We start from the raw sequence: 15,055 nt of genomic DNA, 5'->3' as shown, positions 1-15,055 counted from the left end.
TCAGATATCACGCAGCAGCTCGTTGATGCCGACCTTGCCGCGCGTGCGCTCGTCGACCTGCTTGATGATGACGGCACAATAGAGGCTGTGGCTGCCGTCCTTCGCCGGCAGGTTACCCGAGACCACTACAGCGCCGGGCGGGATACGGCCATAGGTGATCTCGCCGGTTTCGCGGTTGTAGATCTTGGTGCTCTGGCCGATGTAGACGCCCATCGAGATCACCGCGCCCGCGCCGACGATCACACCCTCGACGACCTCGGAACGCGCACCGATGAAGCAGTTGTCCTCGATGATGGTCGGCGCGGCCTGCACCGGCTCCAGCACGCCGCCGATGCCGACACCGCCCGAGAGATGGACGTTCTTGCCGATCTGAGCGCAGGAACCGACCGTGGCCCAGGTGTCGACCATGGTGCCTGAATCGACATAGGCGCCGATGTTGACATAGGACGGCATGAGCACACAGCCGGGGGCGATGTAAGACCCACGCCGTGCCGTGGCCGGCGGCACCACCCGCACCCCGCCCTCGCGGAACTCGCGCGAGTTGGTATCGGCGTACTTGGAGGGCACCTTATCGTAATAGTTGGTGAAGCCGCCCTTCATGAAGGCGTTGTCCTCGATACGGAAGGACAGCAGCACCGCCTTCTTCACCCACTCGTTGACCACCCAGTCGCCGTCGCGCTTCTCGGCCACGCGCAGCGTGCCCTGATCAAGACGCTCAATGACGTCCTGCACCGCGTCGCGCACATGGGTCTCAACGTTGCGCGGGGTGATCTCGGCACGGCGCTCGAAGGCTTCGAGGATAATGTTCTGCTGATCGCTCATGATGGGCTTGCTACCTGTTGGTCTGGGGGGCTGTTGGATTCAAAGTCGCTCGATGAAAGCGCGGAGGCGCTTGGCGGCGTCGACACACTCGTCGAGCGGGGCGACCAGGGCGATGCGCACGCGGTCGGCGCCTGGATCATAGCCGTCGATCCGGCGCGACAGGAACCGGCCTGGCAGCACGGTGACGTTCTCCTGCGCATAGAGCTCGCGCGCAAAGTCGGTGTCCGGGATGGGCGTCTCCAGCCAGAGGAAGAACCCGCCAGCCGGGGCTTCGACCGGCAGGACATCGCCGAGGATGTCGATCACGGCGGCGAACTTCTCGCGATAGAGACGCCGATTCTCGCGCACATGTGTCTCGTCGCGCCAGGCGGCGAGGCTCGCGTACTGGATCGGCAGCGACATGGCGCAACCGTGATAGGTGCGATAGGCGAGAAAATCGCTGATGAGCCGGGCCGCACCGGCGACGAAGCCTGAGCGCAGTCCGGGCGCGTTGGAGCGCTTCGACAGACTATGGAAGACCAGACAACGCTCAAAGTCGTCGTGGCCCAGCGCGGCGGCGGCCTGGAGCAAACCGGGCGGCGGGTTCGCCTCATCCTGATAGATGTCGCCATAGCACTCGTCAGACGCAATGACGAAATCGTGCCGCTCGGCCAGTTCGATCAGTCGGGTCAGGGTCGGCAGATCGAGCACCGCGCCGGTCGGATTGCCGGGCGAGCAGAGATAGAGCAACTGGCAGCGATCCCAGGTCGCGGCATCGACCGAATCGAAATCCGGGATGAAACCGTTCTCGGGCCGGCAGGCCAGATAGTACGGCTCGGCACCGGCCAGCAGCGCCGCACCCTCGTAGATCTGATAGCAGGGGTTGGGCATCAGCACCAGCGGCGCGGGGCGCGTGCGGTCGACGACGGCCTGGGCGATGGCGAACAGCGCCTCGCGGGTGCCGTTGACTGGCAGGACATGGCGCTCGGGATCGACCGCGAGCGTCCCGCCGATCTCGGGCCGAAAACGCGCGTCCAGCCACTCGGCGATGGCCCCGCGTAACTCGGGCAGACCGCGCGTAGTCGGATAGACCGACAGCCGGTGCAGATGCGCAAGCAGCGCCTCGGCGATCAGACTCGGCGTCGGATGCTTGGGTTCGCCGATGTGCAGACCGATCGGGTCGCGTTCGCGCGGCGGATCGATGCCCTGCTTGAGCGCGGCGAGCTTTTCGAAGGGATAGGACTGGAGTCGACCGAGATCCGGATTCATCGATGAGATATCAAAACCTGAGTGAAGGCGCCGGCCTCTGGATCGGGCCTGGACGCTGAACGAAGCACGCTAGTATAGGCCAAGCGGGCCGTGCGGCTCCACGCCACGCGTCCGGGTACGCGACCCGCATCCAGCACTTGAGCGCGACGACGTCGACCCAATCTTGATGCCCGAGCAGGGTATCTCCGTTACCATGGCTCATGACGACCGCGCGAAGCGTCGAATCACATTCACAGACTAAAAAAGGAGCTGGAACATGGCAAACGAAGGCTATCACGAACCGGTCGCTGAACTCAGCGACGAGACCCGCGACATGCATCGCGCGATTGTGTCACTGATGGAAGAGCTGGAGGCCGTTGACTGGTACAACCAGCGCGTGGATGCCTGCAAGGATCCGGAACTCAAGAGCATCCTCGCGCACAACCGCGACGAGGAAAAGGAACATGCCGCCATGGTGCTGGAGTGGATTCGCCGTCGCGACCCGAGCTTCGACAAGGAGCTGCGCGACTGGATCTTCACCGACAAGACACTCGATCACTGAGCCGGGTGCGCTGACGAACGACTATTGATATGAGCTTCGTAAACACGCCCGACTATCGTCACGACACCCCGGAACGCCTTGGGGTACTACTCGTCAATCTTGGCACGCCGGACAGCCCGAGCGTGCCGGATGTGCGCCGTTATCTGGCCGAATTCCTGTCCGACCGGCGTGTGGTGGAGATGGCGCGCCTGCCCTGGATGCTGCTCCTGCATGGCGTCATTCTGCGCACGCGCCCGGCGCGCTCGGCGCACGCCTATCAGTCGATCTGGACGCCGGAGGGGTCGCCGCTGCTGACCATCTCACGCCGTCAGGCGGCCGCACTCCAGAGCCAGCTCGATGCGCGTCTGGGCGGGCCGGTCACGGTGGCGCTGGGGATGCGCTATGGTCAACCGTCGATCGCCTCGGGGCTGGCCGAGTTGCGCGCGGCCAATGCGCAGCGGGTGCTGATCCTGCCGCTGTATCCGCAGTATTCAGCCACCACCGTCGGCACCGTCTTCGATGCCGTGACGCATGAACTCAGACGCTGGCGCTGGCTGCCTGAACTGCGCTTCGTCAACCAGTACCACGACGAACCGGGCTATATCGCTGCACTGGCCGCCAGCATCCGCGCCCACTGGGCCGAGCACGGCCAGGCCGAGCGACTGCTGCTGTCCTTCCACGGTATTCCCAAGGACTATTTCGACCAGGGCGATCCCTATTTCTGCCACTGCCACAAGACCGCCCGTCTGCTCGCCGCGGCACTGGAACTGCCCGCCGAGCGCTGGGCGCTGTCGTTTCAGTCGCGTCTGGGCAAGCAGGAATGGATCAAACCCTATACCGATGCCACGCTCGCCGACTGGGGCCGGGCCGGGGTGAAATCGGTCCAGGTGCTCTCGCCCGGATTCTCAGCCGACTGTCTGGAGACGCTCGAAGAGATCGCGGTCGAGAATCGCGAGCTGTTCCTGGAGTCGGGCGGCCAGTCCTATGAGTACATTCCCTGTCTCAACGACAACCCCGATCACATGGCGATGATCGCTGATCTGGTGGTGCGTCATTGCAGCGGCTGGCCCGAGATCGAGCATCCCGCCGCCGACGCCGATGCGCTGGCCAAGCGTCACGAACGCCGGTCGATCCACGCTGAATAGCAGCGTGCCATGAAACTCTTCAATTGTGCGCGTTGCGGCAACCTGCTGTATTTCGAGAATGTCACCTGCAACCACTGTGGGGCGACACTCGGCTTTTTGCCCGACAGCCTGCGCCTGGCGGCACTCGAACCGCTCGGCAACGGGCATTGGAGAGCCGTAGGAGAGACGCGGCGGTATCGTATGTGCATCAATTATTCCGAGCACGCCGTCTGCAACTGGATGCTGGACGCCGCCGATACCGAACGTGCCTTCTGTCTCGCCTGCGACTTGAATCGAACCATTCCCGATCTGTCCGTCGCAGGTCACCGCGAGCTGTGGCAGAAGCTGGAGACCGAAAAGCGCCGCTTGATCTATTCCATACTCCAGCTCAACTTGCCGTTGAACCCCAAGCGTACTGATCCCGCTGGCCTGGCCTTCGATTTTCTGGCCGATGCACCGCCCCTGTTCAGCGAACGCGGTCGGATCCTGACCGGCCATGATCGGGGCCTGATCACCATCAATATCGCCGAGGCCGACCCGGCTGCACGCGAACGCATGCGCGATCAGATGGATGAGGCGTATCGGACGATCCTCGGTCATTTTCGCCATGAGTCCGGCCACTATTACTGGGATCGACTGATCCGCAACAGTGCCTGGCTGTGGCCCTTCCGCGCGCTGTTCGGCGACGACACCCGCGATTACACGCAGGCGCTTGAGACCCACTATTCCAGCGGTCCGCCACCTGACTGGGCCGAGCACTTCGTCAGCGCCTATGCCAGCTCACACCCCTGGGAGGATTGGGCCGAGAGTTGGGCGCACTATCTGCATATCGTCGATACATTGGAAACGGCGTATGAGTATGGTCTCAGGATCCACCCACGCGCCGACAACACGCATTTGCATACGGCGTGGCAGGATCTCAATGCCTATCGCGAGGACCGCTTCGAGACCCTGATCGAACACTGGCTGCCCCTGACGTTCGCGCTGAACAGTCTCAATCGCAGCATGGGCTATGAGCACGCCTATCCCTTTGTGCTGGCGCCGGCGGCCATCGAGAAACTGCACTTCGTCCACCGCGTGGTGCGCGAAAGCGCCAACACAGCCACCGATTGAAGTGGCTGACTGACTCGAATGTCGCCGTCTCTAACCGGCCACTGAAGACGACGCGGCACGCGCCTGCTCGACGAGAGCGCCGAACAGGGCGCGCTGGCGCGACAGATAGAGCAGGAACTCCGGGTGCCACTGCACGCCCAGCAGGAAGCCGGCCTCCGGATCCTCGATCGCCTGGACGATACCGTCGAGATCGCGCCCGCTCACTTGCAGCCCGTCCCCGACGCGATCGATGGCCTGGTTGTGCAGGCTGTTGATGTGCCGCCGGCAGCGCGGTACCAGGATCCGGCCCAACACCCGCGAGTCCTCCGCCACGCACAGCGTCTTCAGCGGCAGCACCGTCCAGCGGTGCGAGGTCTTGCGACGGCGCGAGCGCAGTTCCTGGAACAGGGTTCCGCCACGGCAGACATTGAGCAACTGTGCACCGCGACAGATCCCGAGCAGCGGCAATCCCTCGGCCAGCGCCGCCCGGATCACCGTCATCTCCAGCGCATCGCGCGCCGGGTCATAGTTCGGGTCGACCTCCGGCTCAGCGGCATAGAGCACCGGCTCGACATCGTGTCCGCCGGTCACGACCACGCCGTGATAGGTCAAGCGTTCCAGATCGTCGCCGGGGCGCACCTGGAGCGCACGTCCGCCGTAGAAGCGGACCGCCAGTGCCACCAGGACACGCGGACCGAAGGCACCGCGCGTCGGCCCGGTGATCGCGATCACGGGTCGATCCATTCGGCCTCCAGGATCGCCGTCCAGTCGCCGAGCCAGCGCTCGAGCGGGCGATCGAGATGGGCCTGATAGGCCGCACAGCAGGCGTTCAGGCGCATTTCATCCGCCGCCAGACGCTCAACCTCCACCCAGTCGTTCCAGGCCAGATACAGCCCCCAGTCCGGCCGATGGATCTCGCAATCAGGCAGACGGTAGTGGAAGGTCGGGCGGGCTTTGATCAGCCCATCCTGCGTGACCCGCCGCACCCGCGCCTCATCGAGGAACAGGAACAGCGGCAGCAGATCGAGCATCCGGTTACGGGTTGGGTTGTCGGCCAGATAGTCGTCGATCAGCGTCGCCAGATCGGGCCAGTAGTCGGGCGCGATCACCCGGCGCACATAGTCGAGCGGAAAGGGATCGACATAGCTGGTGACGCGGCGTGTGAGATCGATGTCGGCCCGCGCGACCAGCCAGTCGGACAGACACAGGAATGCCTTCAGACAGGCCGTGATGGTGCGCGCCCCGGTGCTCGGCACCTCCGGATTGAACTGGAGTCCGAAGGCATTGACCAGGGCATCGGAGGTTCCCTTGGCCCCGGCGGCGCGCAACCGGACGATCAGGGACTCGACCTCGCCCAACCGCTGGAGCGGCAGCGGCGGGCCGACCAGCTCGACCGGAACCAGCGCCTCGGCGGCCCAGGCGAGCGCTTCCTCGGCTGAGCGACCAAGCTCATCAGCCAGGGTCGCGTCGTCGCGCTCCTGGCGGCCAAGCCGCTTGAGTAGGTCGTAGTCGAGTTCGACAATCCAGTCGCCCGCCGGGTCGCCGTGCAGCAGGCGCTCATAGCGTCCGCGCTCAGCGATGTCGAGGCCGAAGCACCCGGCCACCTGCTCGGCCAGTTCGTCGAGCTTGAGACCGCTCATCTCCAGTTCGACACCGACGCGCCGCGCCTGACCTTCGGCATTCTCCAGCCAGGGCGGCGATTTCAGTTCAGTCGTGATCGCGTGCATGCTGTGGTCCTGTCGTGGTTCGAAGAGACGCTCCAGTCAGAACAGGTCGAGTCAGGTCAGTGCTGTGCCTGCTCGATGAGCTGGCGATAGAGCACCTTGAAGCGCTGCGGATCGGGCGCCCCGAACAGTGGGTCTTCGATGACCGGGGCGGCGGCTTCGATCTCAGCCCAGTCGTCCTCGGTCAGGTGTTCGATCGCCAGTGGAAAGGCTTCGCGCTCTTCCTGGATCAGATGTCCACGCTGGTTCCCGACCAGGGCGCGCCCGGCGGCCTCGACGTCCTCGCGCAACAGCACCTCCTCGCTCAGAATACCCCGCAGCGACTCGCGGAACTGCTTGGCCAACTGGCTCAGGCCCGTATGCTGACGCATGGGGATGGTGAAGCTCTCAGACGGCTCGACGCCCTTGTCGATCAGACGCTGAAAGATCAGATCCTCGGTCGGGTGATGGACGATGTCGGCATAGCTGTCCATGTATTCGAGCAGCTCGTCCATGAGTTCGTAATCCGGCTCCTCGCCTTCGTGAAAACGGTCGAGCAATTCTTCGAGCAGGTTGAGCACCCGCCGCAGTCGCTCATGGTCTTGTCCGAGTCGTGTCATGATTGCGTTCATTTACTCCATCCTCTTGTTGTCGTGTGGTCTATCCGCCCCTGGCTCGCGCCTGCCAAGTGGCCAGCCAGCGCCAGGCCGGTCCTTCGCGCCGGCTCTCGCCGGTGGTGACATAGCGCAGCGCGTGGATATTGCATAGTACCCAGTCCATGTGCCAGCGCGCTTCCTCGCGTCCGCAAAAGAGCAGACGATCGCCCAGATAGAGCGGTGTGTCGAGCCTGGGGAGCGGGTGGTGTTCGTCGCCCTGGATCAGCAGCAGCGCGATCGCCGGCAACGTCCGTTCGCGTTCGAGCGGGTCGCGCAGGAGCGTTTCGAGCGTGATGGTCTGTCCCCGCTGCTCAGCGTCCTGGAGCGCCGGAGCCTGCGCCGCGTCGATGCTCACCTCCCAGACATAGGGCTTGCGCCCCTCGACCAGTGCAATGATGCGGCTGATGATCTGACTGGCCCAGGCTTCGTCCTGCTGGAGACGCGCCAGCCGGGACAGATCCGACAGCAGCGGGGTGATCAGTCGCATGCGGATACGGTGCGCGATGATGGTGCTCGGATTCATGATCGCCTGCGCGCCAACACGATCGAAGAGTTCCTGATTCTGGATGTAGTTCTCGCGCGCGATCACGAACAAATCGGGATTGAGCGCCAGCGCGGTCATGATGATGGAGAGATTGTCGGCATCCTGATCGGTTCCCGCCACCAGGCCGACGGCCTGCCGGATCTCGGCCTGCTCCAGGGTGACGGCCTCGGTGCCGCGTCCGTGCACCACGCCCTCGCTGGGGATGCCGGTCTTGTGCGGCTCGGCCTCGATGATCGACAGCTCGAACCCCTGCGCCTTGAGATGCTTGTACATCGCTTTGCCGAAGCGTCCGTAGCCACAGATGACCCAACGCCCATGGCGCGGCGGATAGCTCGGCTCGTTGAGCTCGTCGCCGCCACGGCCCGAGAGCCAGTCGATCAGGAGCGTCTGGCAGGGTGACTGGATGGAGAAGGCGATATAGGCGGCAAAGGCATCGAAAGGGTCATAAATATGATCGGTGCCGAAGGAGGCCATGTTGGCTTCGATTTCGTGGGAATCGGCGCGACAGATGACCTTGGCCTCAGGATGCAGCAGCTTGGCGGCGATGGCGATCTTGAGATTGGCCTCGTTGACATTGGTCAGCGCCACCACGCCGCGACAGCGCGGATGCTTGAGTCCGGCGGCCTCCAGGGCGTGCGGACTGCGGGCATCGGCACAGAGCGCCGGCACATACTCGCGCTGATTGTCGAGCTGGAGCAGATTGATGCGCTCGGGATCGATGTCGACCACGACCGACTGGATATGGCGGTCCATGAGACCGCGCACCAGGGCGCTGCCGGTCTGACCATAGCCGCAGACCAGATAGAAGGGATCACAGAGACGACGCACGCGTGTGCGAAAGCGCCGCTCGGCGATGGCACGCTGGAGTGTGGCGTCCTGCAGGAGCGTGATCAAATTACCGATGGCATAGATCCACACCGCCACGGTGAAGAACACCGACAGCGCGACCCAGATCCGCTGGGCATCGGTGAAGGCGTTGGGCAGCTCGCCGAAACCGATGGTCGTCGACATGTAGCTGACGAAATAGAAGGCGTGGAAGAAGCTCGTGTGCGTCGGCTGCCCGTCGGCGTCCTGGGCTGGAATGAGCACCAGCCCAGCCATGGCGATCGCATAGACCACGATCAGGATCAGCAGCGGCGCGCGCATACGCCGCAGAACGAGAAAGAAGATGGTATCCAAGATTCAGCCGCTCGAAGTTCGACCGTTCAACGCCGTAGCAGCACGGTTTCGATGACCAGCAGCACCACCGAGACCACGTTGGCGATCATGGCTCCGCCAGAGAGCGAGACGATGCTCGACATGACCGAGGGCGTCATGCCGGTCTCGGTGGCATGGGCCGCGATGGTCCAGATCAGTGAGGCCGCCAGTAATTGCAGCATGGCCACCAGACTGGTCGCCAGCAGCACCGCTCCCATCTGGGTGCGGTCGCCGAACTTGAGCACGGTGGCGATCATGTTGACCACCACCACGAAGAACAGCTCCCAAGCGTGATGATGGTTGGGATTGTCGATCTCGCCGACGAAGAATCCGAAGTTCAGCGTCAGGGCGAGCACGATGAAGAAGCCGAAGACGACTTTTTCTGGATTCATCAGTTCCTCCGCGAGAAACCCCGTCCTTCAGGGCGGGGAGGGATAGCGGCTACAACCTTGCAGCCGCCGAAAAAAGTGCAGGCTTTCCACCTGCCGGGCCGTGAGGCTCTGCCCGTAAGGGCCTGGTGACGGACGACGCCTCGCGGCGTGGTCGCTCCCCTCGCCAATGTGGGCAACCGGCTCCCGCTTGCGCGGCGATCGAAACCTTCGACGTTTTACCTTTCGCCAGCATGATCCCGACCTTTCAGAGCGGCGGACTGAGGAAGCATCCGCCGGTGAGTCTTAACGACCTATTGCACACGTAGCCCCTTTCGACCGTCCTGGTCAGGCGGGCTGAGGCTGGTCAACCCAGCTTGCTCTCACAAGCTCCGCCCTTCAGGGCGGGGTAGTTGACGGGCCAAAATTTCCAGTGATTGATGGAGTGAGCGGTACGAATCTGACCGCTATTCTAAACCGCTCCAGGATGCGCGTATCCTCCCAACACAGGCCGGCGGTACCTAAGACCTGCATCCGACTAACGGCGCGCGCGCTGTTGCGCTAACATGCATTGCATTCAGCCCAAACCAGACTCACAGCCAGACCCGGCTCAGTGTCGCCAGTCGGGGAGCGCGATTCATGGTTTGGTCGCGATGGACGCCAGTCACTCAGGGATGGAGCTCACTATCCATCCATCAGCCAACGGTCAGCCGCGCCCGCACCCCATGAAGATCAATCAGCCGGTCACACAAAAAGAACACGACTATCCGGACTCCTGGGTCATCGTCTCCACCACTGACACCAAGGGCATCATCACCTATTGCAACAAGCCCTTCATCGAGATCAGCGGTTTCAATGAGTCCGAACTGATCGGGGTCAATCATAACGTCATCCGTCACCCCGATATGCCGCCGGCGGCCTTCAAGGATCTGTGGGCAACGGTCAAGAAGGGTAAGCCCTGGCGCGGCATCGTCAAGAATCGCTGCAAGAACGGCGATCACTACTGGGTCGATGCCTATGTCACTCCGGTCTACGAAGGCGAGACTCTGGTCGGCTATCAGTCGGTGCGCACCAAGCCGCCGCGCGCCCAGGTCGAGGCCGCCGAGCGGCTCTATGCGCGGGTGCGCGAGCGCAATCTGGAGGATCTGCCGCGCCAGCTCATCCCTGAGTTCAGCCATGCGGTCTGGTTGAGTGTCGCCTTTGGTCTCGTGGGCTTGGGCGCGATCCTCGCCGGTTGGCTGAGCAATCTCTGGATCGGCGTCGGCGTTCTGGTGCTGGCGCTGATCCTGGCCCAGCTCAGTGCTCGCGCCATCTTCAAGCACATCCACGACGCCGTGCAGGTCGCCAAGAAGATCGCCGGCGGCGATCTCACCTCGCCGATCCAGGTCCGGGGCAACAATGAGACCGCCGAGATCCAGCAGGCGATCAAGATGCTCCAGTCGCGTCTGGCGACCGTGATGGGACACATCCAGGAGTCGGCGACCGGTGTGGCCGAGGCCGCCGCGCAACTGGCCCAGGCGACCAATTCCACGCATGGACTGATGGAGCAGCAGCATCAGGAGACGGACATGGTCGCCACGGCCATGAACGAGATGTCGGCCACCGTCGCCGAGGTCGCCAACAACACCACGGCCGCGGCCGATGCCGCGCATCAGGCCAGTCACAAGGCCCGCGAGGGTCGCATGGTGGTGCGTCACAGCGTCGAAGGCATTCGCGAGCTGGCGAGCGGCGTTGGCGAGGCGGCTCAGACCATCACCCAGCTTGAGACCGAGTCGGCGAACATCGGCAAGATCCTCGACGTTATCCGTGGCATCGCCGGCCAGACCAACCTGCTGGCCCTGAACGCCGCCATCGAGGCCGCGCGCGCAGGTGAGCAGGGACGCGGGTTTGCGGTGGTCGCCGACGAGGTGCGCGCCCTGGCCCAGCGCACTCAGGAATCGACCCAGGAGATCCAGGACATGATCGCGCGTCTGCAACAGGGCGCGCGCAGTGCCGTCTCCATGATGCAGCGCGGCCAGGATCAGGCCGAGCAGAACGTGCTCGCCGCCAACGAGACCGATCAGTCACTCGACTCCATCACCCACTCGGTTGAACACATCAACGACATGAGCGATCAGATCGCCACCGCCGCCGAGGAACAGAGCGCCGTGGTCGAGGAGATGAACCGCAATGTCGAGAGCATCCGTCATCTCTCGATGCAGACACTCCAGAGCACCGATGGCGTGGTGGGCGCCACCAGTCATCTGGAGGATCTCGCCGGGAGATTGATGGGGCTGGTGCATCAGTACAAAATTTGACGCCCCGTGTCAGGCCGCCTGGGATCGCTGTCGATCAAGCGATCCTTCGCGACGCTCCACGTTTGAGCTGCCACGCCTCCCATCCGACCACCATCAGGAAGAGCGCCATACAGAGCGTGCCGGCGGGCAGGGCGTGCCAGTCCTGCTGCGTGACCAGCCAGCGGCTGGCCAGATAGAGTCCGATCCCGAAGACGATATAGCCGAGCACCCGCCAGACGTCATAGGGTACCGGGTAGTAACGCCGCCCGAGTCCGTAGGACAGCACCACCATGGATCCGTAACAAATCAGATGCGCCCAGGCCGCGCCCATGTAGCCGTGGACCGGCACCCACCACCACAGCAGTCCAATGGTAATCGCTGAGCCGATCAGGGAGACGCCGGCGCCCATGAGCGTGCGGTCGGTGAGCTTGTACCAGATCGACAGATTCACATAGACGCCGAGCAGGAGATTGGCCAGCAACAGCACAGGCACCACATCCAGCCCCGCGCGATAGTCGGCACCGACGAAATACTGGAAGAGATCGATGTAGAGCGTGACCAGCAGGAACAGAAAGACGCAGCAGATCACGAACCAGTTGAGCACAATGGCATAGGTGCGACCGGCGTCGTGCTGTTTGGCATAGCTGAAAAAGAACGGCTCGCCGGCATAGCGAAACGCCTGAATGAACAGCGACATCAGGATCGAGAGCTTGTAGCAGGCACTATAGATCCCGAGCTGCGCCATGTTGGTCGCGTCGTCATAGGGCAGCAGATACTTGAGCGCGGCACGGTCGAACATCTCGTTGATGATGCCGGCCATGCCGATGACGACCATTGGCAGCGAATAGCGGATGAGCCGTTTGAACAGCGCCCGATCGAAGGCCCCGAGTCCGTCGATGAACCAAGGCGTGAGCAGCAGCAGCTTGAGCGCGCTCGCGGCCAGATTGGCGATGAAGACATAGCCGATGCCGATGTCCGGATCCCAGAGCCGGCCGAGCAGGGTCTCGGGCGCGATCGCATGGACCTCGCGGCAGAGAGAGATGAAGAAGATCGTCAGACCGACATTGGCGCCGATCTCGATCAGCTTGATGGTGGCGAACGCGCCGGCCCGCTCCTCGGCACGCAGTCGCGCGAAGGCCAGCGCCCCGATCGAGTCGAGCGCCAGGATGGCCGCGCACCAGACGATGTATTCGGGATGCTCGGCATGACGCAGCAGCGCGGCGAGCGGCTGGCTCCACAGCAGGAAGGCCAGGAAACAGAGCGCATTGACCAGCACCAGGAACCGCAGCACGGTTCCATAGACGGTTTCGGGTCGCCACTCACCGCCAGCGCGGAAGCGGAAATAACCGGTCTCCAGCCCGAAGGCCAGGAGTACGGCCAGAAAGCCCATGTAGGCATAGAATTCGGCCACCACGCCGTATTCGGCCGGGGCGAAGGTATAGGTCAGGAAGGGCACCAGCAGATAGTTCAGGAAGCGCCCGAGGACGCTGCTGACACCATAGACCGCGGTCTGCGAGGCGAGGCGTTTGAGTGGGTTCAAGGCGTTGCTGGGGGGCGGCTGGTTGCAGGGAGTGCGGATGGTATCCTTAATCCCAATGAGATGGCGACCAGGACACGCCTTGGATCACTGACTGGAGCGAGACATGACATCTTCACCGGCGTTCATCGACCGCCTGGATCGACTCATCGACCAACTGGAGCGTCTGCTGCCGCCGGCGAGCACGCCGGTCGACTGGTCGGCCCAGGCTTTTCGCTGGCGCCGCGACGCCGCCGGGCGCGGCTGGTTGCAGCCGGTCTGTGCGCCGCATCGGCTGGAACTTACCGATCTGCGCTGTCTGGAGCGCCAGGCCGCCGAGATCGAGCGCAACACGCGCCAGTTCCTCGCCGGCGGCGGAGCCAACAATGTGCTGCTGTGGGGTGCGCGCGGCACCGGCAAGTCGTCGCTGGTCAAGGCCGTCTTCAATGCCTATCGCGATGCGGGTCTGTGTCTGATCGAGGTCGACAAGGACGATCTGATCGCGCTGCCGGACATCCTGGATCTGATTCGCGACCGACCCGAGCGCTTCATCCTCTTCTGCGACGATCTGTCGTTCGAGGCCGGCGAGTCGGGCTACAAGGCGCTCAAGGCGGCGCTCGAAGGCTCGATCGCGTCCACGCCCGAGAATCTGCTCATCTACGCGACGTCCAACCGCCGGCATCTGCTGCCCGAGTACCAGGCCGACAACCGCGATTCGCGTATCCAGGACGGCGAGCTGCATCACGGCGAGGCGGTCGAGGAGAAAATTTCGCTCTCGGATCGGTTCGGGCTGTGGATCTCCTTCCATCCATTCAGTCAGATCCAATATCTGGAGGTGGTGCATCACTGGGTCGAGCGTCTCGCGCCGACGGAGGCGCCGCGCGCTGAGTCGGACTGGGAGCCGATCGAACGGGCCGCGCTCCAGTGGGCGCTGCGCCGAGGCGCGCGTGGGGGACGCACGGCCTGGCAGTTCGCGCGCGACTGGGCGGGACGCAACAGATAACCCTTAGGCAAGCCGGGCCAGGTTCGAAGTACGGCTGTCGTCGTGCGCGGCACTCCAGGGCGAACAGAGAGCGTCAGACGGAGCCATCATCACTCGCCGGGATCGGCCAGTGCCACCGTAACCCTTACCTCATTGCCCGCGCCCCGATACTCCATGCTGGCAAAGGCCAGATGACGCGCCATGGCGATACCGCGTCCATGACTGTCGAAGGCGCGCGCCGGATCCAGATCCAGATAGCGCTGCCAGTCGAAGCCCGGCCCCTGATCGCGGATGGTGAAGCTCAGAAACCCGGCATCGCGTTGCAGCTCGACGACGGCATGACGTGCGATCTGCGCTGGATCACTCAGGCGCCGCTCGACTTCCTCCTGCCACTGGCCATCCTCGATCAGGCGTCCCTTTTCGGCATAGTCGATGCCCAGATTGCCATGCTCGACGGCATTGAGCATGAGTTCGGACAAGCCCATGGCCACGGTTTCGGGATGGGGGCACAGTTGCGCCAGAGTCGAGGACAGGACCGAGACGTCTTCGAGCGTGTAAAACTGGAAACTGGCTTGATGCATCAGGCCGAGGATCGTCTGGAGCTTGCCGCCGAGCTGGGCCAGATCCTTGCGATTGCGCCGATCATCCAGGGCCGCATTGATGATGCTGCGCAGCGCCTTGGGCGCATAGGGCTTGGCCAGATAGTACCAGGCGCCGGCGGCCAGTCCCTCGGCGACCTGATCGGAGCTGTCGGCGGCGCTCTGCATGATGACCGGCACGTCGCGAAAACGCTTGTCGGCCTTGAGACGCCGAAGCACCTCCATGCCGTCCATGCGCGGCATCATGCGATCGAGAATCACACCATCATAGGCGTGCGGCGCGGACTCCAGCATGGCCCAGGCCTCCACCCCATCCTCGGCAAAGGCCAGTTGATGCTCGTCTTCCAGGCAATGACTGATGATCTCGAGATTGATCGGCTCATCGTCCACGACCAGTAATTTAGCCAT

The 15,055-nt window shown here is 63.5% G+C and carries 14 protein-coding genes; 5 read left to right on the top strand and 9 right to left on the bottom strand.

Going from position 1 to position 15,055, the window contains the following annotated elements; translation table 11 throughout:
* Window positions 1-822, bottom strand: coding sequence for a 2,3,4,5-tetrahydropyridine-2,6-dicarboxylate N-succinyltransferase (dapD, locus tag GJ668_RS01955; RefSeq protein WP_155448434.1), 822 nt, complete (start codon window positions 820-822; stop codon window positions 1-3).
* 39 nt (window positions 823-861) lie between these two features.
* Window positions 862-2,070 (bottom strand): succinyldiaminopimelate transaminase, encoded by a 1,209-nt coding sequence (gene dapC, locus GJ668_RS01950; RefSeq protein ID WP_155448433.1) that lies wholly within the window; start codon window positions 2,068-2,070, stop codon window positions 862-864.
* A 256-nt stretch (window positions 2,071-2,326) separates the two neighbouring features.
* Here dapC and GJ668_RS01945 point away from each other — a divergent pair, with 256 nt between their 5' ends.
* The 3 genes from GJ668_RS01945 to GJ668_RS01935 are packed head-to-tail and all read left to right on the top strand — an operon-like array spanning window position 2,327 to window position 4,827.
* Complete coding sequence (locus GJ668_RS01945; protein WP_155448432.1) at window positions 2,327-2,611, top strand: encapsulin-associated ferritin-like protein; 285 nt, start codon at window positions 2,327-2,329, stop codon at window positions 2,609-2,611.
* A 29-nt stretch (window positions 2,612-2,640) separates the two neighbouring features.
* Window positions 2,641-3,735, top strand: a complete 1,095-nt coding sequence (gene hemH, locus GJ668_RS01940) for a ferrochelatase (protein ID WP_155448431.1) — start codon at window positions 2,641-2,643, stop codon at window positions 3,733-3,735.
* 9 nt (window positions 3,736-3,744) lie between these two features.
* A complete protein-coding gene (locus tag GJ668_RS01935) occupies window positions 3,745-4,827 on the top strand; it encodes a zinc-binding metallopeptidase family protein (RefSeq protein WP_155448430.1) in 1,083 nt (360 codons plus the stop codon).
* Window positions 4,828-4,857: 30 nt separating this feature from the next.
* Here GJ668_RS01935 and GJ668_RS01930 read toward each other — a convergent pair whose 3' ends face one another.
* The 5 genes from GJ668_RS01930 to GJ668_RS01910 are packed head-to-tail and all read right to left on the bottom strand — an operon-like array spanning window position 4,858 to window position 9,298.
* Window positions 4,858-5,550 carry a gamma-glutamyl-gamma-aminobutyrate hydrolase family protein gene (locus tag GJ668_RS01930; RefSeq protein ID WP_155448429.1) on the bottom strand — a complete coding sequence of 231 codons (693 nt, stop codon included), beginning with the start codon at window positions 5,548-5,550 and terminating at the stop codon, window positions 4,858-4,860.
* Window positions 5,535-6,533, bottom strand: a complete 999-nt coding sequence (locus GJ668_RS01925; protein ID WP_155448428.1) for an amidoligase family protein — start codon at window positions 6,531-6,533, stop codon at window positions 5,535-5,537. Before GJ668_RS01925 ends, GJ668_RS01930 begins: the two co-directional genes overlap by 16 nt.
* A 56-nt stretch (window positions 6,534-6,589) precedes the next feature.
* Entirely contained in the window at window positions 6,590-7,141 is a 552-nt protein-coding gene (locus tag GJ668_RS01920; RefSeq protein WP_155448427.1) for a hemerythrin domain-containing protein, read from the bottom strand.
* Between the two features lie 28 nt (window positions 7,142-7,169).
* Entirely contained in the window at window positions 7,170-8,888 is a 1,719-nt protein-coding gene (locus tag GJ668_RS01915; protein WP_155448426.1) for a potassium channel family protein, read from the bottom strand.
* A gap of 26 nt (window positions 8,889-8,914) precedes the next feature.
* The gene (locus GJ668_RS01910; protein WP_155448425.1) at window positions 8,915-9,298 is read right to left on the bottom strand and encodes a DUF6394 family protein; all 384 of its coding nucleotides are present in this window, start codon (window positions 9,296-9,298) and stop codon (window positions 8,915-8,917) included.
* A 701-nt stretch (window positions 9,299-9,999) separates the two neighbouring features.
* Here GJ668_RS01910 and GJ668_RS01905 point away from each other — a divergent pair.
* Window positions 10,000-11,571: a methyl-accepting chemotaxis protein gene (locus GJ668_RS01905; RefSeq protein ID WP_155448424.1), complete on the top strand. Its 1,572-nt coding sequence runs from the start codon at window positions 10,000-10,002 to the stop codon at window positions 11,569-11,571.
* Window positions 11,572-11,605: 34 nt separating this feature from the next.
* Here the strand turns inward: GJ668_RS01905 and GJ668_RS01900 are convergent, their stop codons facing one another.
* Window positions 11,606-13,090 carry a lipopolysaccharide biosynthesis protein gene (locus GJ668_RS01900; RefSeq protein ID WP_155448423.1) on the bottom strand — a complete coding sequence of 495 codons (1,485 nt, stop codon included), beginning with the start codon at window positions 13,088-13,090 and terminating at the stop codon, window positions 11,606-11,608.
* 103 nt (window positions 13,091-13,193) lie between these two features.
* Here GJ668_RS01900 and GJ668_RS01895 point away from each other — a divergent pair, with 103 nt between their 5' ends.
* Window positions 13,194-14,069, top strand: a complete 876-nt coding sequence (locus GJ668_RS01895) for an ATP-binding protein (protein ID WP_155448422.1) — start codon at window positions 13,194-13,196, stop codon at window positions 14,067-14,069.
* A gap of 89 nt (window positions 14,070-14,158) precedes the next feature.
* Here the strand turns inward: GJ668_RS01895 and GJ668_RS01890 are convergent, their stop codons facing one another.
* A complete protein-coding gene (locus GJ668_RS01890; RefSeq protein ID WP_155448421.1) occupies window positions 14,159-15,055 on the bottom strand; it encodes an ATP-binding response regulator in 897 nt (298 codons plus the stop codon).

Source organism: Allochromatium palmeri (assembly GCF_009720725.1).
Classification (GTDB): domain Bacteria; phylum Pseudomonadota; class Gammaproteobacteria; order Chromatiales; family Chromatiaceae; genus Thermochromatium; species Thermochromatium palmeri.
The sequence above is the reverse complement of the archived record's forward strand: the minus strand, read 5'-3'. Positions and strand labels throughout refer to the sequence as shown.